The organism is Arthrobacter sp. FW305-BF8 (assembly GCF_021789315.1).
GTDB lineage: Bacteria > Actinomycetota > Actinomycetes > Actinomycetales > Micrococcaceae > Arthrobacter.
This window is the reverse complement of sequence record NZ_CP084561.1, coordinates 3,171,075-3,191,020: the sequence shown is the minus strand read 5'-3', so window position 1 is coordinate 3,191,020 and position 19,946 is coordinate 3,171,075. Positions and strand designations below refer to the sequence as shown.

Here is a 19,946-nt window from a genome sequence, read left to right as displayed (position 1 = left end):
TCCTTAGCCCGACGTCGAAAATTACCTTTCGAATTTACCGCACGGGGACCGCTGCCGTAGCAGTCCGGGGTGGCGCGCCTATGTCCGGGGCGGGGGCTAGTCCTGCGCGCAGGGTGCGGCGCCCGCGGTGCCGGGGGTGTTGGGTGCCCACTCCGGGTAGGTGCGGGTGTCGTTCGCCGGGACCCAGCGTCCGGCGTCCACCACGTAGTCCCAGCCGAGGCCGGAGCGGCGGAGTTCCTCGATGCCGGCGAGCAGTCGCTGGGCGTCCTCGAGCCGTGAGCCCACGCCGAAGCTGGCGCGCAGGGATCCGGACGGCAGGCCGAGGCGCTTCAGCAGCGGGTGCGCGCAGAAGCGGCCATCGCGCAGGCCCACGCCGTGTTCGGCCGACAGGTAGGCGGCCACCAGGCCGGCGTCGTAGCCCTCCACGGAGAAGTTGACCACACCGATGGCGTCGTCCGGGTCGCTGTCGGCGAAGATCTGGTGGACGGTGACACCGTCGATCTTGCCCAGCCCCTCGATGAGGAAGGACCGGATGGCCGCCTCATGGGCGTGCCACCCCTGCGGATCCAGGGCAGCGATGACCTGGGTTGCCCGGGCCAGGGTGGCTGCGCCGAGCACGTTGGGTGAGCCGCCCTCGTGGCGGGCGGGGCCGGTGGCCCAGCTGACGCCGTCGAGCCTGGCCTCGCTCACGGCGCCGCCGCCGGCGAGGTGGGGAGTGCCGGCGTCGAGCCAGTCGGGGCGGCCGATCAGGACGCCGGCCCCGAAGGGGGCGTAGAGCTTGTGGCCGGAGAAGGCGAGGTAGTCGACGTCGTCCGCGGCGATGTTGACGCGGCGGTGCGGCGCGAGCTGCGCGGCGTCCACCACGATCCGGGCGCCGTATTCATGGGCAAGGCCAGCGAGGCGTCGGATGGGAAGGATTTCGCCGGTGACGTTGGAGGCGCCGGTCACGGCGAGGAGGCTGACATCGCCGTGCTCCAGTTCGGCGCGCAGGCTGCCGATGGTGGCTTCCAGCGTCTCCGAGGCCACGACGCTGCGGTGCGGCACGCCCTGCCATGGCAGCAGGTTGGCGTGGTGCTCGATGTCCAGGTACAGCACCTCGCCGGTGTGGTGGTGGTCCTGCACGGGAAGGCAGCCGGCCAGCAGGTTGAGGGAGTCGGTGGTGTTCCGGGTGAAGATGACGGCATCATCGGCGCGGCCGCCCACAAACTCCCGCACGATGTCCCGCGCGTTCTCGTACACGGACGTGCTGATCTGCGAGGCGTAGCCTGCACCGCGGTGGACGCTCGCGTAATACGGCAGGATCTCGTTGAGGTATGCAGAAACCACCGACAGCGCAGGGGCGGAAGCGCCGTAGTCGAGGTTGGCGTAGCGGACATGTCCGCCCTGGATCAGCGGAGCCTGGATTTCTGCGCCGGTGACGGCTGCCAGGGGGCGGCCTGCGGCGGCGAACCGGCCGTCCAGCAGGGCCGCGTCCGCGGCGGAAGATACGGTGGAAGAAATGGTTGCAGTCGTCATGGGACCTCACTGAGAAAGGACCCCGTGTGACGGGGATCCGCGCTTGCCGGGTCCGTTCCGGATCGGCCTGGTCGTCACCCGGGGCACCCCACCGCGAATGGAGGGTTGCCGGCCAGCAAACCGGGGTTTAGCGCTGGCACTCGTGACCTGTTACGAGACTAGGACATCCGGACGGGCGATGAAAAAGCCGGTCCGGAATGTTAAGCGGATTATTACGTAGCCCGGATATCGGGCCTGTGGCCGAATAAACGACGGCGGCCGCCCACGGAAGGGGGCGGCCGCCGTCGTAATATTCAGCACAAGAGGCGCAGGGCGGCAGGACAAAACTAGAGCAAATCGTCCAGCTGCGGGTTCAGGCGCTTCAGGACTTCCGAGTGCAGGATCGAGTTGGTCGCCAGCGCATTGCCGCCGAACGGGCCGTCCGTGCCTTCGAGGGACGTGAAACGGCCGCCTGCCTCGGTCACAATCGGCACCAGCGCCGCCATGTCGTACAGGTTCAGCTCAGGTTCGCAGGCGATGTCCACGGCCCCTTCGGCCACCATGCAGTAGGACCAGAAATCGCCAAAGGCCCGGGTGCGCCAAACTTCCTCAGTGAGCTGGAGGAACTCATCGAGGTTTCCGCGGTCTTTCCAGCCGCCGAGGCTGGAGTAGGACAGTGACGCGTCGGCAAGGCTGGACACATTGGATACCTTGAGCCTCGTGGCGGCCGCGAGGGAACGGCCGGAGTAGGCGCCGGCGCCCTTGGCCGCCCACCAGCGCTTGCCCAGCGCAGGGGCGCTGACCACGCCGACGACCGGTTCGCCTTCATCGACGAGGGCGATCAGCGTGGCCCACACCGGCACGCCGCGGACAAAGTTCTTGGTGCCGTCGATGGGGTCGATGATCCAGCGGCGGGAACCGTGGCCGGAACTTCCGAACTCCTCACCGAGGACGGCGTCACGGGGACGGGAACGGGACAGCTGGCCGCGGATGGACTCCTCGGCGGCCTTGTCCGCATCGGTGACCGGCGTCAGATCTGGCTTCGTCTCGATCTTGAGGTCCAGCGCTTTGAACCGGCTCATGGTCTGGTCGTCCACGGAATCGGCCAGCACATGGGCCAGACGCAGGTCATCGTTGTACGTTGAAGCGGGTTGGGTCATGGTTCCAAACTACCCTCAAAGGCCCGGCGGGGCGGGGAGGCAGCCGCCGGGCTGCGCCGCGGGAGGCTAGCCGACGCTGCCGAGTTCCTTGGTTTCCTGAGCCTCCATGCGCGGGTCGGTGCCCAGCAGGCGGCGCAGGGACGCGAGCCTGGCTGCTCCGGTTGGGCCGGCATGCCCGGCCGCTACCCATGCATCGACGCCGCAGTTGACGGCGGTGGCGTCATGCTTGCAGCCGCGTTCGCAGGCCTCGGTGCCCGGCTCAAGGTCGGGGAAGGAGTGCAGGATGCGGTCCGGGTCGACGTGGGCCAGCCCGAAGGAGCGGATGCCCGGCGTGTCGATGATCCAGCTCCCCGCCGGGGCGTCAGCGAGCTTGAGGGCAAGGGCCGACGACGACGTGTGCCGTCCGCGGCCCGTCACGGCGTTGACGCCGCCGGTGGCACGTTCGGCGCCTGTCAGGGCGTTGACCATGGTGGATTTTCCGACGCCGGAATGGCCCAGCATCACGGTCACCTTGCCGTCCAGGTGGGCGCGGAGCTCGGACACGGCGACAACGTCGAGCCGGGCGGAGAGGCCGTCGTCGGACCGGGCGTCGATGCCGCCGGCCTCGGAATCGGCGGTGCGGCTGATAATGACCGGAAAGTCGAGGTGGCGATAGTTGTCCAGCAGCCCGGTGGGGTCCTTGACGTCCGCCTTGGTGACCAGCAGCAGCGGTTCGATCCCGGCGTCGTAGGCTGCCACCAGGGCGCGGTCAATGAACCCGGTGCGGGGTTCCGGGTTGGCAGCAGCGACTACCACCACCAGCTGGTCCGCGTTGGCCACAACAGCCCGCTCCACGGGATCGGTGTCATCGGCGCTGCGGCGCAGCAGGGTTTTGCGGTCCTGGATTTTCACGAGCCGGGCAAGCGTGTCCGGCTCGCCGGACACATCGCCAACGAGGGACACGAAGTCTCCGGCCACCACGGGGGAGCGGCGGAGTTCCCGGGCGCGGGCGGCGATGACCGTCCGCTCGTTGCCCGAGTCCTCGCCGACGACAGCTGTGTACCGCCCCCGGTCAACGGTGATGATCCGTCCGGTCACGGCGTCCTCGTGGCTGGGGCGGTCCTTCGTTCGGGGCCGGGAACCTTTTTTGTTCGGCCGGATCCGGACGTCGGATTCGTCCCAGGAATCAGTGCTGCGTGCCACCGGGGGTCCCTGCGGTGTTGGCGCCTGCCGTCGCTGCGCCTGCCGTGTCTGCGCCTGCGCTGTTGCCGCCTGCGCCACCACGCTGTCCGAGCATCTCCGCCCAGAGCTTGGGGAAGTCCGGCATGGTTTTGGACGTTGTGGCGATGTCCTGCACTTCCACACCCCTGACCGCCAGCCCGAGGATGGCCCCCGCGGTGGCCATCCGGTGGTCGGCGTAGCTGTGCACGACGCCGGCGCGGAGCTCCGCGGGCCGGATGATGAGTCCGTCCTCTGTTTCCTCGGCGTCGCCGCCGAGGCGGTTGATCTCGGTGACGAGCGCGGCGAGCCGGTCCGTCTCGTGTCCGCGGAGGTGGGCGATGCCGCTCAGCCGGGAGGGTCCGGAGGCCAGTGCACACAGTGCGGCGACGGTGGGTGCGAGCTCGCTGGTTTCGGCGAAGTCGGCCCCCTTGATTTCGCTGCCGCCGGTGACCGTCAGGGTGCCGGCCTGCAGGGTCACCGTTGCCCCCATGTCGGTGAGGATGCTGCGCCACATGTCGCCCACCTGTGTGGTGTGCTCCGGCCAGTCCGGAATCCGTACAGTGCCGCCCGTCGCCAGGGCAGCGGCCAGGAACGGGCCGGCGTTGGACAGGTCCTGCTCGATGCGCTGGTCGAACGCACGGACGGGGCCGGGGCTGACTATCCAGTGGTTCGGCGTGGAGTCATCCACCACCACGCCCGCGCCGCGCAGCACGGCAATGGTCATGTTGATATGGTCCAGGCTGGGTACGGTGCTGCCGGCGTGTTGAAGGTGCAGGCCGTCCGCGAAGCGTGCCCCCACCAGCAGCAGGGCGGAGACGAACTGCGAGGACGCGCTGGCGTCAATGACGAGGTGACCGCCGCGGACCTCCCCCGTGCCTTCGACGCGGAACGGCAGCGAAGCGGGCATGCCGCCGTCGTCGCCGCTGACGGCCACGCCCAGGCCTGCAAGCGCCTCGATGATGGTCCCCATCGGCCGGGCCCGGGCGTGGGGGTCGCCGTCGAAAACGGTGGAACCGCGGCGGAGCGCCGCCAGCGGCGGAACAAACCTCATGACGGTTCCGGCCAGGCCGCAGTCGATGGCGACGTCGGCACCGCCGGAGTTGGCCGGAATCGGCGTCACCTCCAGGTCCGGGCCGAAGGCGCCGTCGCCCGGCACTTCCCGGATGTCCGCGCCCAGCTGGCGCAGGGCTTCGATCATCAGCGCTGAGTCGCGGGAGTGCAGCGGCGCCCGGAGCCGGGACGGCCCGTCGGCCAGCGCGGCGAGCACCAGGTACCTGTTGGTCAGCGACTTTGAGCCCGGCACGCGGACGGTGGCGTCAACCGGCTGCTCCGCAAACGGCGCGGGCCAGTGCGGAGCTGCGCCGGAGGTTTCAGCGGACGCGACCATGGGTGAAGCCGTCATTCCTGCTTATGCCCCCACCGCGTGGTCAACAGCCCGGCGGACTGCCTTGTCGGCGTTGCGGACAGCCTTGTCGGCGCTGTGCAGCTTCTTGCCGGTGGTCTTGCGGGCGTCCGCGGCAAGGTGGCTCGCGGTCTTGCGTGCGTCGGCGGCGAGGTGCTCTGCGCGCCAGGCCAGGCCGGGCTTGCCGGCTGTGTCCACGGAGGCCAGCAGCACGCCGCCGGTGAGGGTGATGTTCTTGAGCAGCTGGTTGCGGCGGGCTTCCCGGCCCTCCTTGCTGCTGATGTCTGCGCTGCGCCATTCAACGAAGGCGTTCAGTGCCGAGATGACGGCCAGCACCGAGGCTGCCAGGCGCGCAGATTTGCCGAGCGCGAAGAGGACACCTGCACCCACCTGGGCTCCGCCGATGACCCGTGCCAGGACCTTCTCGTCCGTCTGGAACGGCAGGGCTTCGGAGGCGCGGCGCAGGAGGGGCGACAGTTGCTGTGCGGTGTCGTCCGCATTCCTGAGCTTGTCCGTTCCGGCGAGGATGAAACTTGAGGCCAGCATCGGCCGGGCAAAAAAGCGGACAACGGACATGAATTTCCTCCTGGATGGCCGAGCCGCGGTGGCCGCGGCGGAGTCGGTTCTAGTCTTGCACCTTTGCGGAATATTTGCCCACCGTGCGTCGTTGTGTACTTCAGGCCGGAAGCAGCCAGCAGGCGGTGTCCTGTGCGGTTTCCGGTGTTCAGCGGCGGCTGGGGAATGGCCGGAACCGGCAAGAGCACGGACCGCCGCACGAGCGCGGGCCTGAGCAAGCGGTCTTAATAAGCGGAGTGGAGATGGAGCATTGACTTTGGTGAAGGAAGCTGTGGGGGTGCGAAGTCCCGCCAGGATGCGTCCGTTTATGGTGCCGGAAGCCCAGGCGCTCGAGGGCGGAAATGCCCTCTCGGGCCCGGACGTCTTCGCCGGCCCGGACTACGGGGCGGCACGCTCCGGCACGGCACTCTTCGGCACGGCACGCCGTCAGAAGCGGTCAGCCACGATCAAAGTAGACTTGAGCGCAATGAGCACCGTGGATCCGGCCCTGCAGGGCATACAGGAGGACGCCGCCAACGGCATCCCGAAGACTGGCACGTCACCCGCCGCTGAAGCGGCAGAGGATATCGACGTCGGCTCGGAGAGCGCCGAAGCGCGCCGGGCCCGGTTTGAGCGTGACGCCATGCAGTACGTGGACCAGCTCTATTCGGCGGCCATGCGCATGGCGCGGAACCCGGCCGATGCCGAGGACCTCGTGCAGGAGGCGTACACCAAGGCGTTCTCAGCGTTCCACCAGTACAAGCCGGGCACCAACCTGAAGGCCTGGCTGTACCGCATCCTGACGAACACCTACATCAATCTGTACCGGAAGCGGCAGCGGGAACCCCTGCAGTCGAATTCGGACACCATCGAGGACTGGCAGCTTGCACGTGCCGAGTCCCACACCTCCAGCGGTCTGCGGTCCGCGGAGGCCGAAGCCCTGGACCACCTGCCTGATTCGGATGTCAAGCGGGCCCTGCAGGCCATCCCGGAGGAGTTCCGGCTGGCCGTGTACTTCGCCGACGTGGAGGGCTTCGCGTACAAGGAAATATCGGACATCATGAACACCCCCATCGGTACTGTGATGTCCCGGCTCCACCGGGGCCGGAAAATGCTGCGGGACGAGCTGGCGGACTACGCCGCCGACCGGGGATTCAAAGCTGCTGCAGACGCCACGGCGGCAACGGAAAGCAACAAACAGGAGAACGGGAAATGAGCGACTGCCAGGGATTGGGCGATTGCGATGACACCAGGATGCAGCGCATCTACGAGTACCTGGACGGGGCTTTGACCCGCAGCGACCTTGCGGAGATCAAGCAGCACCTGGACGAGTGCCCTGAATGCACGCAGCAGTACGATCTGGAGTGCGTCATTCGGAAAGTGGTGAAGCGCTCCTGTACCGAGGCTGCTCCGGAAAACCTGAAGAACGCCATCCTGCAGCGGATTCACACGATACGGCCGGTGGACGCCTGACGGTTGCATAACTTAAGCGCGATGCCCCCGCTACCTTGCTGGTAGCGGGGGCATCGCGTTTAAGCTTCGGTTCAAGCCGTGGCTTAGGTGTTGGGGCGCTTCCCGTGGTTAGCGCCGCCACGCTTACGGTCACGACGCTTACGTGCACGCTTGCTCATAGCTGGCCTCCTTAATTTCGTTACCCAAAAGAGTTGCCCTCCAGTCTCCCATATCAGCGGACCGGCTGCGAACCGACGGCGGTGTGGGGGCAGGGAACCGGGACGCGGTGCCCGGACCGCGCCTACAGTGAGTTCCGGATCGAGACCCGGGCCTGATCCAGCACGGTCCGCACGGTTTCCAGGGCCACCGGTGTCAAGGGTCGGGCGCTGGTGTGCAGGCGCAGCTCCGCGCGCATGTCGTCCCGGAACGCCTGCAGCAGCATCTCCGCTTCCTTGAGCATGCGCTGCCCTTCTGCGGTGTAGCGGCCCGGGCCGGCCGGATCCGCCGACCTGGCCGCGCTGCGTGCCGCTTCCGCCGTGGCCGCGAGGTCCGCGCGCAGCCCGCGCATGTTGCTGCGGATGTCGGCGCGAAGGTCATCGGCGAGCCGGCGGACGGATGCCGCAATGTCGTTTTCAACGGTCTCCAGCTCCCCGCGCCGGCTGTTCAGCTCAGCCAGGCCTGCTGCGGTGATGCGGTAGTTGGTGCGGCGCCCCTGGGATTCCGTTGACACCAGGCCTTCCTCCTCCAGCTTGCCCAGGCGCGGATAGATAGTGCCGGCGCTGGGGGAGTAGGTGCCGCCAAACCGGTCGCTGAGCGCCTTGATGAGTTCATATCCGTGCTTGGGGCCCGCCTCGAGGAGCGCCAGCAGATAAAGCCGGAGCGCGCCGTGGGCAAAGACGGGAGGCATCAGAGCGCCGGTTCCGGCGTGGCCGGTGCCTGGCCGTGGAAAATGGACGTCTTCCCGGACACGGAGTTGGTCCGGACCAGCATGAGTTTGGCGTCCGGGCCCGCGATGGTCTGCACCTTGCCGCCAGGGTGGCCATACTTCCGGTCGTCGATGACCACCGGACCGGTGGCCGACTGGGCAACGATGTCCACGCCGACGTCGTTCGGGACGCGGACAGTGAGGTCCCCGGACACCGAGTTCGCGCCGAAGTCGTGGGTGAAGCCGTGCAGGTCAAAGCTCATGTCGCCGCTGACGGTGTTGGCCCGGATATTGCTGAACTGGCCGGACGCCGTGACCTCGCCTGAGACGCTCTTGGCCGTAAGGACGCCGCTGTGGTTGCGGGCGATCACTTCGCCGCTGACGGTGTTGACGTGCAGTTCACCAGTGGTCCCGTCTGCCAGCAGGGATCCGGTCACGGTGCTCAGCCGTGTCCGGCCGTGGACGCCCGAGACCAGTCCGTCCCCGCTGACGGTGCCTGCCTCGACCTCGACGCCGGCTGGGACAGCGATGCTGATAACCACGGAATTGTCGCTGCTGTTGTTGACCGAATCCATCAGATTCTTGAACCAGCCCTGCGGCCCATGCAGCTGGTGGCGGATTTCAAGGCGGCCGCCGGTCACTGACACGGCCAGCGGATCCCCGTGAACGTCCGATACCTCGATCCGGACGGCTGCCTCATCGTGCGTGACGATGTCGAGCCTGCCGCGGACGATGCCCACCTTAAGGTGCGAGACGCCGTCGACGTCCATGGTCTGCGGGCCGGTGACGGTCCAGGAGTTCTCTTCCATCATTGCCTCCACTTGCGATATATCGTGACTGTGAAAGACACGCTAGTCCGCAAGCGTCTGGAGATCAAGATATATCGCGAGTGGGTTTTCCTACTCCGGGGTGTCCATCCCCAGCCACTGGAACCAGCCCCGGTGGAGGACGAGCCATGCCATCAGCCCGTAGCCCGCCTGCCCGGGCGTGCCGCCGTTGGCGGCGAGGTCCTGGCGCCACTGTTCGTGGTTCAGCAGCGGTGAAAACGTGTCGACGTAGAGGTGCTTGCGCCGGGTGGTTACGTCCGCAAAGGCAGTGTTCAGCTCACCGAGGCGGCGGTTCTGCACCGGATCCAGGGTGGGAGGCGGCCCCACGACGAAGACCTCGAGCCGCTTCTGGGTGGCTGAATCCAGGATGTTGGCGAGATTGAGCCGGCTCCGGGCAGTGGAGAGCCCGAACTCGATGTCCCGGCCGGAGAGCCCGATGACCAGGCGGTTCTCGTGGTTGTCGGCGAACCGGCGGCCGGCCTCCTCGAGCCAGCGCGCGGCCAGGCCCTCGGTTCCTTCCTGGGGGCACGGAAGGGAAAAGCTCTCCACCGTCATGCCGTCCTGCGGAGTGCGGGCGAGCACCCGGCCCAGCCATCCCAGCGCCCGGGGATCGCCGAGCCCGGCCAGCAGTTCATCTCCAACAGCCGCAATCCGCAGCTTCCTGTCTTCCACTACTACCTCTTCACTTGTTGGGAGGGCGTGTCCCGGATACGGACCGTTTGCATGCCAGCCTAAAGGTCCATTAACTCACGCCGATTAAACAGAACTGCCCGGCTGGAACGGTATGTCACCGTCCGGCCGGGCAGCTGTTCTGCTACTTACGGGCGAATGCCTGCTTCAGGAGCGTGTCCTGCTCCGCTGCGTGGCGCTTCATGGAGCCGGCCGCGGTGGAAGCCGAAGCCGGGCGTGAAACCAGGCGCACCTTCCGGTCCAGGGCGGTGGGCAGGTGCAGGCCCATGAACGGCCACGGACCCTGGTTGGCGGGTTCGTCCTGTGCCCAGACCACTTCAGCGTTCGGGTACTTGGCCAGTTCGGCCTCGATCTCCGCCTGCGGCAGCGGGTAGAGCTGCTCCACGCGGACGATCGCCGTCGTCTTGTCGCCGGTCTTCTGCCGGGTGGACAGAAGATCGTAGTACAGACGTCCGGAGACGAGGAGAACGCGTTCGACGGCGTCCGCCGGCAGCTGCTCATGGTCACCGATCACCGGGCGGAAACCGCCGGTGGTGAAATCCTCCACGGACGAGGCAGCGGCCTTGAGGCGCAGCAGCTGCTTCGGCGTGAAGATGATGAGCGGCTTGCGCGGCCGGCTGTAGGCCTGGCGGCGCAGCAGGTGGAAGTGCGATGCCGCCGTCGTCGGGTTGGCGACGATCATGTTTTCCTCGGCGCACATCTGCAGGAAGCGTTCGATCCGGGCCGAGGAGTGGTCCGGGCCCTGTCCTTCGTAGCCGTGGGGAAGCATCAGCACGAGCGAAGAGCGCTGGCCCCACTTCTGCTCGGCCGAGGAGATGAACTCATCGATGATGGTCTGCGCGCCGTTGACGAAGTCACCGAACTGCGCCTCCCACAGGACCAGGGCGTCGGGGCGCTCCACCGAGTAGCCGTATTCGAAGCCCATGGCAGCGTATTCGGACAGCAGGGAGTCGTAAATCCAGAGCTTGGCCTGGTTGTCCGACAGGCTGCCCAAGGGCAGCCACTCGTTGCCGTTGGCGCGGTCGTGGAACACGGCGTGGCGCTGGACGAACGTGCCGCGGCGTGAATCCTGGCCGGCAAGGCGTACGGGCACGCCTTCCATGATCAGGGACCCGAAGGCGGCAATCTCGCCGAAGCCCCAGTCGATGCCACCCTCACGGGACATCTGCTCACGCTTCTCCAGCAGCTGCTTCAGCTTCGCGTGGACGGTGAAGCCCTCGGGGATCCGCACGTGGGCCTTGCCGATGCGGGCGAGGGTGTCGGCGGAAATCGCCGTGGACGCCGGGGCGTTCGTTCCGATGTCCGACTGCTGGGCCTGGGGGCGCTCGATGTCCGAAACCGCAGCCGAATCGGCCGTGATGATCGGAATCGGGGACGTCTGGGCGGCGTGGGTCTCGGCGAAGACGCGCTCGAGGCGTTCCTGGTAGTCGCGGAGCAGCTGCTCGGCTTCTTCCTCGGTGATGTCGCCGCGGCCGATCAGCGATTCGGTGTAAAGCTTCCGGACGGAACGCTTGGCTTCGATGAGGTTGTACATCAGCGGCTGCGTCATCGAGGGGTCATCGCCCTCGTTGTGTCCACGGCGGCGGTAGCACACCATGTCGATGACAACGTCCTTGTGGAAGCGCTGGCGGAACTCGTAGGCGAGCTGGCCGATGCGGACAACTGCCTCGGGGTCGTCGCCGTTCACATGGAAGACCGGAGCCTGGATCATCTTGGCGACGTCCGTGGAGTACGTGGACGAACGAGAGGAGGACGGTGCGGTGGTGAAGCCGACCTGGTTGTTGACCACGATGTGGATGGTTCCACCGGTGCGGTAGCCGCGCAGCTGGGACAAGTTGAGCGTTTCCGCCACAACACCCTGGCCGGCGAAGGCCGCGTCGCCGTGGACCATGATGGGCAGCACAGGGAACGCCTGTCCCTGGTCCAGCCGGTCCTGCTTGGCGCGGACGATGCCCTCCAGGACCGAGTCCACCGCCTCGAGGTGCGAGGGGTTGGCGGCGAGGTAGACCTTGGTCTCCTTGCCGTTGTCCGACGTGAACGTGCCCTCGGTGCCGAGGTGGTACTTGACGTCGCCGGAACCCTGCACGGAGCGTGGGTCCTGGGTGCCTTCGAACTCGCGGAACACCTGGGCGTAGGTCTTGCCGGCGATGTTGGTCAGTACGTTCAGGCGGCCGCGGTGGGCCATGCCAATCGCAACCTCGTCCAGACCGTCGTCGGCTGCATCGGAGATGACTGCGTCCAGCAGCGGAATCAGCGACTCGCCGCCTTCCAGCGAGAACCTCTTCTGGCCTACGAACTTGGTCTGCAGGAAGGTCTCGAAAGCCTCTGCGGCGTTCAGCTTGGAGACGATGCGCAGCTGCTCGTCGCGGCTCGGCTTGGAGTACGGGTGCTCCAGCTGGTCCTGGAACCACTTGCGTTCGGCCGGGTCCTGGATGTGCATGTACTCGATGCCGGTGGTGCGGCAGTAGGCGTCCCGGAGCACGCCGAGGATGTCGCGGAACTTGAGCATCGGCTTGCCGCCGAAGCCGCCAGTGGGCCACTCGCGGTCGAGGTCCCACAGCGTGAGGCCGTAGGTGAGCACGTCGAGGTCGGGGTGCTTGCGCTGGACATACTCGAGGGGATCGGTGTCCGCCATGAGGTGGCCGCGCACGCGGTAGGAGTGGATCAGCTGCTGGATGCGGGCGACCTTGTTGATCTGGTCGGCCGGGTCCACCTGCAGGTCCGGGCTCCAGCGCACAGGCTCATACGGGATGCGCAGCGCTTCGAAGATTTCGTCGTAGAAGTCCTGCGCGCCGAGGAGCAGGGAGTGGACGAGCTTGAGGAATTCGCCGCTGCCTGCACCCTGGATGACGCGGTGGTCATACGTGGAGGTCAGCGTGAGGATCTTGCTGATGGCGTTCTGGGCAATGATCTTCTCGCTGGCGCCCTGCCATTCGGCCGGGTAGTCGAGGGCGCCGACGCCGATGATTGCGGCCTGGCCCTTCGAGAGGCGGGGCACGGAGTGCACGGTGCCGATGCCGCCCGGGTTGGTCAGCGATACGGTGGTGCCTGCGTGGTCGTCGGCCGTCAGCTTGCCGTTGCGGGCACGCTTGATGAGGTCCTCATAGGTGTGCCAGAACTCCGCAAAGTTCATGGTTTCGGCCTTCTTGATGTTGGGAACCATCAGAAGGCGGGTGCCGTCCGGCTTGGGCATGTCAATGGCGATGCCGAAGTTCACGTGTGCCGGCTGGACCGCGACGGGCTTGCCGTCGACCTCGTCGTAGTACACGTTCATGGACGGGAACTGGGACAGCGCCCGGACAACGGCGTAGCCGATGAGGTGGGTGAAGGACACCTTGCCGCCGCGGGCACGGGCCAGGTTGGAGTTGATGACAACACGGTTGTCGATCAGGAGCTTGGCCGGGACCGCCCTGACGCTGGTGGCCGTGGGCACCTCGAGGCTGGTGACCATGTTCGTTGCAATGGCCTTGGCCGGTCCGCGGAGGACGGATACGACGTCTTCCTCGGGGGCAGTGGGAGCCTTGACGTTCTTCGGCAGCTGGGCCGGGATAGGCTGGGCGCCGGTGCCCGCCTCGGTCTTCTTCGCGCCGTCGCGGGCTACCGTTGCCGGAGCCTTCTTGGCAGGTGCGGGCTGGGCGGGGGCTGCCGCCGGCGCCGATGCCGGAGCTGCCGCAGGCGCCTGGGCCGCGGGAGTAGCGGATGCCGGTGCCTTTGTGGGCGCCGGGGGAGTGACAACAGGCAGTTCGCGGGTAGCCGGATTGGCCGCCGGTGACGTCACTGCCGGCACGCCGTTGGAAGATGGACCGCTGCCGCTGTCGAATGACTCGAACAGCGGCCACCACTTGGCATCAACCGTGTTCTTGTCCTGCTGGTAACGCTCGTACAGTTCGTCAACGAGCCACTCGTTTCCACCAAATTCCTCTGGCAGACGGTGGCTAGGCTGCTCTGGCACTTGAAATACGCCTCTTCCATGAGTTTGATTTCCCTCTGGTCGCCTAAGGTGCCACGGCACAACGATCGAACCAGTTTCTGTGTCCTATGAACCCAGACCTTTGCCAGTCTAATGACCGTTCAGGGTTAACTGCCAATAAGGGTGACCCAAATCATGTACCGCCCGAATTATGGCGAAATGGCGTTCAAACGAGGCCCCGAACAGTGTCCTTTCCACCGTGCCCGGACGGCCGTTCCGGACGGGCCGGATGAGCCCCTTCAGTCCTCTGTGGCCGTGCGTTGCTCCTGTAGACTGCAATCCTTATGGACAGCAGATATAGGTGCCATGGACGGTAAATCCAGGTGCCGGCCTGGGGGCCTTCAGCGGAGCGCGGTCAGCGCCGCACAGCCCGACCACAGTGCCGGCAAACCCACTGGCCCGGGCCACTGCAGCCGAATACTTCCGGCCGGCCCATGATGGAGTGGCTCCTTGTCGCGGCCGGACTGCTGCTCATCCTCGGAACAGGCTTCTTCGTCGCCGTCGAATTTTCCCTTATTGCGCTGGACCAGCCCACGGTGCAGCGTGCCGTTGACGACGGCGACGCCGCCGCAGTGCCGCTGCTCAGGTGCCTGAAATCCCTGTCCACGCAGCTGTCCAGCTGCCAGCTCGGCATCACCATGACCACGCTGTTGACGGGTTACGTCATGGAGCCCTCCGTCGGGGCGCTGCTCGAGGCGCCCATTGCCGCCGTCGGGATCCCCGAGCCGGTGGCCGGTTCCGTCTCCCTTGTGGTCGCGATGGTGATAGCAACGGGGCTCTCGATGCTCCTGGGCGAGCTCGTTCCCAAAAACATGGCCATAGCCCTGTCGTTCCGCATCGGCCGTGCCCTGGCACGGCCGCAGCTGGTCTTCACCGCCATTTTCAAGCCCGCCATCGTGGTCCTGAACGGTTTTTCGAACAAGGTCCTGAACATCTTCGGGCTGGAGGCCAAGGAGGAGATCTCCGGGGCGCGCACGCCGGCAGAGCTTGCCTCCCTGGTGCGCAGGTCTGCGGCCATGGGCACGCTCGATCCGGGGACCGCGAACTTCATTGCCCGCACGCTGAACTTCTCCGGCCGCAGCGCCGCTGACGTGATGACACCGCGCATCCGCGTTGAAACCATCGACGCCGACCAGCCGGTCTCGGACATCATTGACGCGGCCCGCCGCAGCGGGTATTCGCGCTTCCCCGTCATTGGTGAGTCTCCGGACGATATCCGCGGGCTGGTGCACGTCAAGAAGGCCATCGCAGTTCCTCCGGACCGGCGGCGGAAGCTCGAGGCCGGCGCCATCATGACGGACGTCCTCAGGGTGCCCGAAACCATCCACCTGGACGCCCTGCTGGCCGAACTGCGGGAAGGAAACCTGCAGCTGGCCGTGGTGCTTGACGAGTACGGCGGAACTGCCGGGATCGCCACGCTGGAGGACCTGGTCGAGGAAATCGTGGGCGAAGTGGCCGACGAGCACGACAAGGTCCGGCCGGGGCTGCTGCAAAGCGCCTCCGGTGACTGGTACTTTCCGGGCCTGATGCGGCCGGACGAGCTCTCGGAACAGATTCCGGGCCTCGCCGTTCCCGACGAGGCCGCCTACGAGACGGTGGGCGGGTATGTCATGAGCGAGCTGGGACGGATTCCCGAGGTTGGGGACACCGTGGAAGCGGGCGGCGGAACGCTCAGTGTTACGAGGATGGACGGCCGGCGCATTGACCGGATTTGTTTCAGGCCCCACCGTGAGCCCAGGGACAGCGCCGCCAACCACGGCAAATCCGGGAACGGCGGCAAGCCCGCCAACGGCAAATCCGGGAACGGCGGCAAGCCCGGCAACGGCAAGTCCGGGAACGGGGGCCGGTGATGAGCGACTGGGCAGGACTGATCTGGCTGGTGGTGCTGCTCCTGGGCAACGCCTTCTTTGTGGCCGCGGAGTTCGCGGTCATGTCCGCACGCCGCAGCCAGATTGAGCCGCTGGCGGACGAGGGCGTCCTCCGTGCGCAGACCACGCTGCGGGCCATGGAGAACGTCTCACTGATGCTGGCATGCGCCCAACTGGGTATCACCGTGTGCTCGCTGCTGATCCTGCTGGTCGCGGAGCCGGCGATCCACCACCTGCTGGCTGTGCCTCTTGCCGGGCTGGGGGTGCCGACGGAGATTGCCGACGTCTCGGCGTTCGCTGTGGCCCTGATGCTGGTGACGTTCCTGCATGTGACGTTCGGGGAGATGGTCCCCAAGAACATTTCCGTCTCCGTTGCCGACAAGGCAGCGCTGCTCCTGGCTCCGCCGCTGATGTTCATTGCACGGATCGTGAACCCGGTCATCGCGGCGCTCAACTGGTCCGCCAACCACATCCTGAAGCTGATGCGCATCGAGCCCAAGGACGAGGTCAATTCCACGTTCACGCTGGAGGAGGTTCAGTCCATCGTGCAGGAGTCCACGCGGCATGGCCTGGTGGATGACGACGCCGGCTTGATCACCGGGGCCCTCGAATTTTCGGAGTACGCCGCCGGCAGTGTCATGGTCCCGCTGGAACGGCTGGTCATGTTGAGGTCATCGACCTCCCCGCTGGAGTTTGAAAAAGCTGTCAGCCGCACCGGCTTCTCCCGCTTCCCCATGCTGGATGACGACGGCCTGCTGGCCGGCTACCTCCACATCAAGGATGTGCTTGCCATCCCGGAATCCGGTTATGAGCTGCCCATCGCGGAGAGCCGCATCCGGTCGCTGGCCAACCTCTCGCGCGACGACGAGATAGAAAAGGCGATGTCCGTGATGCAGCGCTCCGGCTCGCACCTGGCGCGCGTCATCGGGCCGGGCGGCCAGACCGAAGGAGTGCTGTTCCTGGAAGACGTGATCGAGCAGCTCGTGGGGGAGATCCGGGATGCGACCCAGGCCAAGGGCATCCGGCGGCTGGGCAGTCCCGACGGCGAATAGGCGCGAGGGTGCTCCGGCCGAGTCCGCCGTGGTGTTTTCTAAATAGGAATCATTCCTATTTAGCGGTACACTCGATGAGGGGTTGCCCCTCCCCGCAACCTGACCTGTCCAGAACCGAGGTATTTCCGTGCCCAGCAACGCCCGCATCTTCCTGACCGCCGCCGTGGCCGGCTTCGGCCTGCTCCTCACCGGCTGTGGTTCGCCGGCGGCCTCTACTCCAAGTGCAGACGCCGGCGGCCGCATTACCGTCGTAACGTCCACGAATGTGTACGGGGACATCGTTGAGGCCATCGGCAAGGACAAGGTCAATGTCTCGGCCATCATCTCGCGTCCGAGCCAGGACCCGCACTCCTACGAGGCCAACGCCCAGGACCGGCTGACCGTATCCAAGGCCAAGCTGGTGGTGGAAAACGGGGGCGGCTACGACGACTTCATCCACACCCTGGCGGATGACAGCAATGTGCCGCATGAGAACATCATCAGTGCCGTAGACGTGTCCGGGCTGGCCCCGGAATCGGCTGGCCCGGCCTCCGCCCACTCAGAGTCCGCCCACGCGGAGGACGGGCACGCCCATGACCACGGCAACTTCAACGAGCACGTCTGGTACAGCCTTGATGCCATGACACATCTCGCCGACGCCGTGGCGGCCCGGCTCGGCGCGCTCGACTCCGCGTCAGCTTCCCAGTTCACTGCCAACGCCGCCGAGTTCAAGTCCGGTCTCGCAAAGCTTGAGAGTAAGATTTCCGCAATGAAGACCTCGCACGGCGGTGCCGGCGTCGCCGTCACCGAACCGGTGCCCCTCTACCTGCTGGAAGCGGCGGGACTTGAGAACCGCACTCCTGCCGAGTACACGGCCGCCGTGGAGGAAGGCGCCGACGTTCCGCCGGCCGTCCTGAAGGCTGCCACCTCGGCGGTGGCCGCAAGGGACACCAGTTTCCTCGCCTATAACGATCAGACGGAAGGCCCGCAGACCCAGGCCGTCAAAAACGCCGCCAGTGCCGCGGGAACGCCGGTGGTGGACTTCACTGAAACACTTCCGGACGGCAAGACCTACCTGGAATGGATGGCGGACAACGTGGAAAACGTCAGCAAAGCCCTGAAGAGCCAGCGTTGAACCCAGTCATCAGCCTGAAACAGGCGTCCCTGAAGTTCGGCCGGCGCGCGCTCTGGGAAGACCTGAACCTGGACATCAATCCGGGGGAGTTCTTCGCAGTGCTGGGGCCAAACGGCAGTGGCAAGACCAGCTTCCTCAAGGTCCTACTGGGGCTGCAGGAGCTGCACTCCGGTCACGCGAGCCTCGGCGGCCATCCTGTAGAGCGGGGCAGCCGGCTGATCGGCTACATCCCGCAGCAGAAGCCCTTCCTGCCTGACACCCCCATGCGGGCCCGCGACCTGGTGGGCCTGGGCGTCGACGGGCACCGCTGGGGAATCCGGCTGGGTACGGCCAAAGCCAACCGCAGGATCGATGAACTGCTGGACCTGGTTGGGGCCAGCGACTATGCCAAGGTCCCCGTCGGGCAGCTGTCCGGCGGTGAGCAGCAGCGTCTCCGCGTGGCCCAGGCCCTTGCCACCGACCCGAAGGTGCTGCTCTGCGACGAGCCGCTCCTGTCGCTGGACCTCCACCACCAGCAGGCCGTCAGCGCACTCATCAACAAGCAGTGCCATGACCGGAAGAGCGCCGTGGTGTTCGTGACCCACGAAATCAATCCGATCATCGATTACGTGGACCGCATCCTGTACCTGGCAGGCGGCCGGTTCAGCGTGGGAACGCCGCACGAGGTCATGACCACCGAGGTCCTCTCCGACCTTTACGACAGCAACGTGGAAGTGATCCATGCCAACGGCCGGATCGTCGTCGTCGGTCTGCCCGACGCCACCACCCACCATCATGACGACGCGCACGCCGCTGCCGGGGAGGGCTCCTGATGGATCTGGAATCAATCCTGCAGTCTGTGTTCAACTTCGAGAACTACGGCGAATTGCTGGTGCTGGTGCAGAACTCGCTGTGGGCCGGTGCGGTGCTTGGGCTCCTCGGCGGCCTCGTGGGGACCTTCGTGATGAAGCGCGACCTGGCGTTTGCCGTCCACGGAATCTCCGAACTGTCGTTCGCCGGCGCGGCCTTCGCGCTCCTGATCGGCACCGACGTGGTGTTCGGCTCCCTGGTGGGGTCCGTGGCGGCCGCGCTCTTGCTCGGGCTCATGGGCGTCCGGGCTCGGGACAAGAACTCCATCATCGGCGTGATCATGCCCTTTGGCCTCGGGCTCGGCATTCTCTTCCTGTCGCTCTACGAGGGCAGGGCCGCCAATAAGTTCGGCCTCCTCACCGGGCAGATTGTGTCCGTGGACACCGTCCAGCTCCAGGTGCTGGCGGGCACCGCCGTGGCCGTGATGGCGGCGCTGTGCGTCATCTGGCGCCCGCTGAGCTTCGCCAGCGTTGATCCCGAACTGGCCGAGGCCCGCGGTGTTCCCGTGCGGTCCCTGGCCCTGGTTTTCATGGTGCTCCTGGGCGTCAGCGTGGCGCTGTCGATCCAGATCGTGGGTGCCCTGCTGGTTCTGGCCCTGCTGATTACTCCGGCGGCCGCTGCCCTGCGGGTGACGTCCTCGCCGCGCCTCGTTGTCCTGCTCAGCGTGGTGTTCGCCGTTTCTGCGACAGTGGGGGGAATCCTGCTCGCCCTTGGGGGCCGCATCCCTATCAGCCCCTACGTCACCACGCTGTCGTTCCTGATCTACGTGGTGTGCAGGGTCATCGGCACCGTCCGCGCCAGGCGCGGCCTCAACGGCCGGGTCATGCGGACCGCCTGAATTCTGTAGGCGCGCTGACTAGTGCGCTCGGTTCCTACTGCGCGGAGGCCTTGCGTGCGGAGCAGTCGGGGCAGAGGCCGTAGATCTCAACCGTGTGGGCCACTTCCGTGAAGCCGTGCTCCTGCGCGGTCCGCGCGGCCCAGGTCTCGACGGCGGGGGCCTCCACTTCAACGGCCTTGCCGCAGTTGCGGCAGAGGAGATGGTGATGGTGCACCGTCACGGCGCAACGGCGGTAGACGGCCTCGCCGTCGCCGTTGCGCAGCACGTCCACGAGTTCCTCGTCGGCCAGTGACTGCAGGATCCGGTAGGCGGTGGCCAGGGAGACCGAGACACCCTTGTTCTGGAGGATCCGGTACAGCTCCTGGGTGCTCACGAAGTCATTGAGTTCGTCCAGGGCGGCGCTGACCGCGATCCGCTGCTTGGTGACGCGCTGCTCTTTCCCGCCGGCCGCCGTCGAAGGTGCCTGTGGTCTGCCGTCAGCGCTGGTGCGTTGTGGCATGAATGAACTCGCTTTTCTTCCGGGTAATGGCAGGCTTTAACGTTACCAGCC

Annotated in this window: 18 protein-coding genes and 1 riboswitch; of the genes, 7 read left to right on the top strand and 11 right to left on the bottom strand. The window is 66.5% G+C overall.

Translation table 11 applies throughout. The annotated features are described in order from the left end of the window. Nucleotides 1-96 precede the first annotated feature (96 nt). The 5 genes from LFT45_RS14330 to LFT45_RS14310 all read right to left on the bottom strand — a co-directional run bounded on the left by LFT45_RS14330 (nt 97) and on the right by LFT45_RS14310 (nt 5,832). On the bottom strand, nt 97-1,515 hold the full coding sequence (locus LFT45_RS14330) for an aminotransferase class V-fold PLP-dependent enzyme (protein WP_236804039.1): 1,419 nt from the start codon (nt 1,513-1,515) through the stop codon (nt 97-99). Between the two features lie 34 nt (nt 1,516-1,549). Further along, nucleotides 1,550-1,663, bottom strand: a riboswitch (SAM riboswitch). A 178-nt stretch (nt 1,664-1,841) separates the two neighbouring features. Beyond that, on the bottom strand, nt 1,842-2,654 hold the full coding sequence (gene hisN / locus LFT45_RS14325) for a histidinol-phosphatase (RefSeq protein WP_102972027.1): 813 nt from the start codon (nt 2,652-2,654) through the stop codon (nt 1,842-1,844). A 66-nt stretch (nt 2,655-2,720) separates the two neighbouring features. After that, on the bottom strand, nt 2,721-3,836 hold the full coding sequence (rsgA, locus tag LFT45_RS14320; protein ID WP_236804036.1) for a ribosome small subunit-dependent GTPase A: 1,116 nt from the start codon (nt 3,834-3,836) through the stop codon (nt 2,721-2,723). Beyond that, complete coding sequence (aroA, locus tag LFT45_RS14315; RefSeq protein ID WP_236804034.1) at nt 3,820-5,256, bottom strand: 3-phosphoshikimate 1-carboxyvinyltransferase; 1,437 nt, start codon at nt 5,254-5,256, stop codon at nt 3,820-3,822. The genes rsgA and aroA overlap by 17 nt, the downstream gene beginning before the upstream one ends. A gap of 6 nt (nt 5,257-5,262) precedes the next feature. Then, on the bottom strand, nt 5,263-5,832 hold the full coding sequence (locus LFT45_RS14310; protein WP_111905857.1) for a DoxX family protein: 570 nt from the start codon (nt 5,830-5,832) through the stop codon (nt 5,263-5,265). A 466-nt stretch (nt 5,833-6,298) separates the two neighbouring features. On the opposite strand from LFT45_RS14310, the gene LFT45_RS14305 reads away from it, so the two are divergent. Together LFT45_RS14305 and rsrA are read left to right on the top strand one after the other, a co-directional pair. Further along, a complete protein-coding gene (locus tag LFT45_RS14305) occupies nt 6,299-7,027 on the top strand; it encodes a sigma-70 family RNA polymerase sigma factor (protein ID WP_236809358.1) in 729 nt (242 codons plus the stop codon). Next, a complete protein-coding gene (rsrA, locus tag LFT45_RS14300) occupies nt 7,024-7,284 on the top strand; it encodes a mycothiol system anti-sigma-R factor (RefSeq protein WP_102972031.1) in 261 nt (86 codons plus the stop codon). The genes LFT45_RS14305 and rsrA overlap by 4 nt, the downstream gene beginning before the upstream one ends. 83 nt (nt 7,285-7,367) lie before the next feature. Here rsrA and LFT45_RS23530 read toward each other — a convergent pair whose 3' ends face one another. From LFT45_RS23530 to LFT45_RS14280, 5 genes are all read right to left on the bottom strand, one after another. Further along, the gene (locus LFT45_RS23530; protein ID WP_369299106.1) at nt 7,368-7,442 is read right to left on the bottom strand and encodes a 50S ribosomal protein bL37; all 75 of its coding nucleotides are present in this window, start codon (nt 7,440-7,442) and stop codon (nt 7,368-7,370) included. Nucleotides 7,443-7,564: 122 nt separating this feature from the next. Next, nucleotides 7,565-8,170, bottom strand: coding sequence for a PadR family transcriptional regulator (locus tag LFT45_RS14295; protein WP_236804032.1), 606 nt, complete (start codon nt 8,168-8,170; stop codon nt 7,565-7,567). Continuing rightward, nucleotides 8,170-8,997, bottom strand: coding sequence for a DUF4097 family beta strand repeat-containing protein (locus LFT45_RS14290; RefSeq protein ID WP_236804030.1), 828 nt, complete (start codon nt 8,995-8,997; stop codon nt 8,170-8,172). Before LFT45_RS14290 ends, LFT45_RS14295 begins: the two co-directional genes overlap by 1 nt. Before the next feature lie 90 nt (nt 8,998-9,087). Beyond that, nucleotides 9,088-9,687 carry a GDSL-type esterase/lipase family protein gene (locus LFT45_RS14285; RefSeq protein WP_102972034.1) on the bottom strand — a complete coding sequence of 200 codons (600 nt, stop codon included), beginning with the start codon at nt 9,685-9,687 and terminating at the stop codon, nt 9,088-9,090. A gap of 142 nt (nt 9,688-9,829) precedes the next feature. Next, a complete protein-coding gene (locus LFT45_RS14280) occupies nt 9,830-13,657 on the bottom strand; it encodes a multifunctional oxoglutarate decarboxylase/oxoglutarate dehydrogenase thiamine pyrophosphate-binding subunit/dihydrolipoyllysine-residue succinyltransferase subunit (protein ID WP_236804028.1) in 3,828 nt (1,275 codons plus the stop codon). 455 nt (nt 13,658-14,112) lie between these two features. Between LFT45_RS14280 and LFT45_RS14275 the strand changes: the two genes are divergently transcribed. The 5 genes from LFT45_RS14275 to LFT45_RS14255 all read left to right on the top strand — a co-directional run bounded on the left by LFT45_RS14275 (nt 14,113) and on the right by LFT45_RS14255 (nt 19,396). Beyond that, nucleotides 14,113-15,525 (top strand): hemolysin family protein, encoded by a 1,413-nt coding sequence (locus tag LFT45_RS14275; protein WP_236809357.1) that lies wholly within the window; start codon nt 14,113-14,115, stop codon nt 15,523-15,525. After that, nucleotides 15,525-16,595 (top strand): hemolysin family protein, encoded by a 1,071-nt coding sequence (locus LFT45_RS14270; RefSeq protein WP_236804026.1) that lies wholly within the window; start codon nt 15,525-15,527, stop codon nt 16,593-16,595. Before LFT45_RS14275 ends, LFT45_RS14270 begins: the two co-directional genes overlap by 1 nt. 127 nt (nt 16,596-16,722) lie before the next feature. Next, nucleotides 16,723-17,709, top strand: a complete 987-nt coding sequence (locus tag LFT45_RS14265; protein WP_236804025.1) for a metal ABC transporter solute-binding protein, Zn/Mn family — start codon at nt 16,723-16,725, stop codon at nt 17,707-17,709. Then, a complete protein-coding gene (locus tag LFT45_RS14260) occupies nt 17,706-18,521 on the top strand; it encodes a metal ABC transporter ATP-binding protein (protein ID WP_180987318.1) in 816 nt (271 codons plus the stop codon). The genes LFT45_RS14265 and LFT45_RS14260 overlap by 4 nt, the downstream gene beginning before the upstream one ends. Then, nucleotides 18,521-19,396 (top strand): metal ABC transporter permease, encoded by an 876-nt coding sequence (locus LFT45_RS14255; RefSeq protein ID WP_236804022.1) that lies wholly within the window; start codon nt 18,521-18,523, stop codon nt 19,394-19,396. The genes LFT45_RS14260 and LFT45_RS14255 overlap by 1 nt, the downstream gene beginning before the upstream one ends. 34 nt (nt 19,397-19,430) lie before the next feature. Here the strand turns inward: LFT45_RS14255 and LFT45_RS14250 are convergent, their stop codons facing one another. Beyond that, nucleotides 19,431-19,895, bottom strand: a complete 465-nt coding sequence (locus LFT45_RS14250) for a Fur family transcriptional regulator (RefSeq protein ID WP_236804021.1) — start codon at nt 19,893-19,895, stop codon at nt 19,431-19,433. Nucleotides 19,896-19,946: the final 51 nt, after the last annotated feature.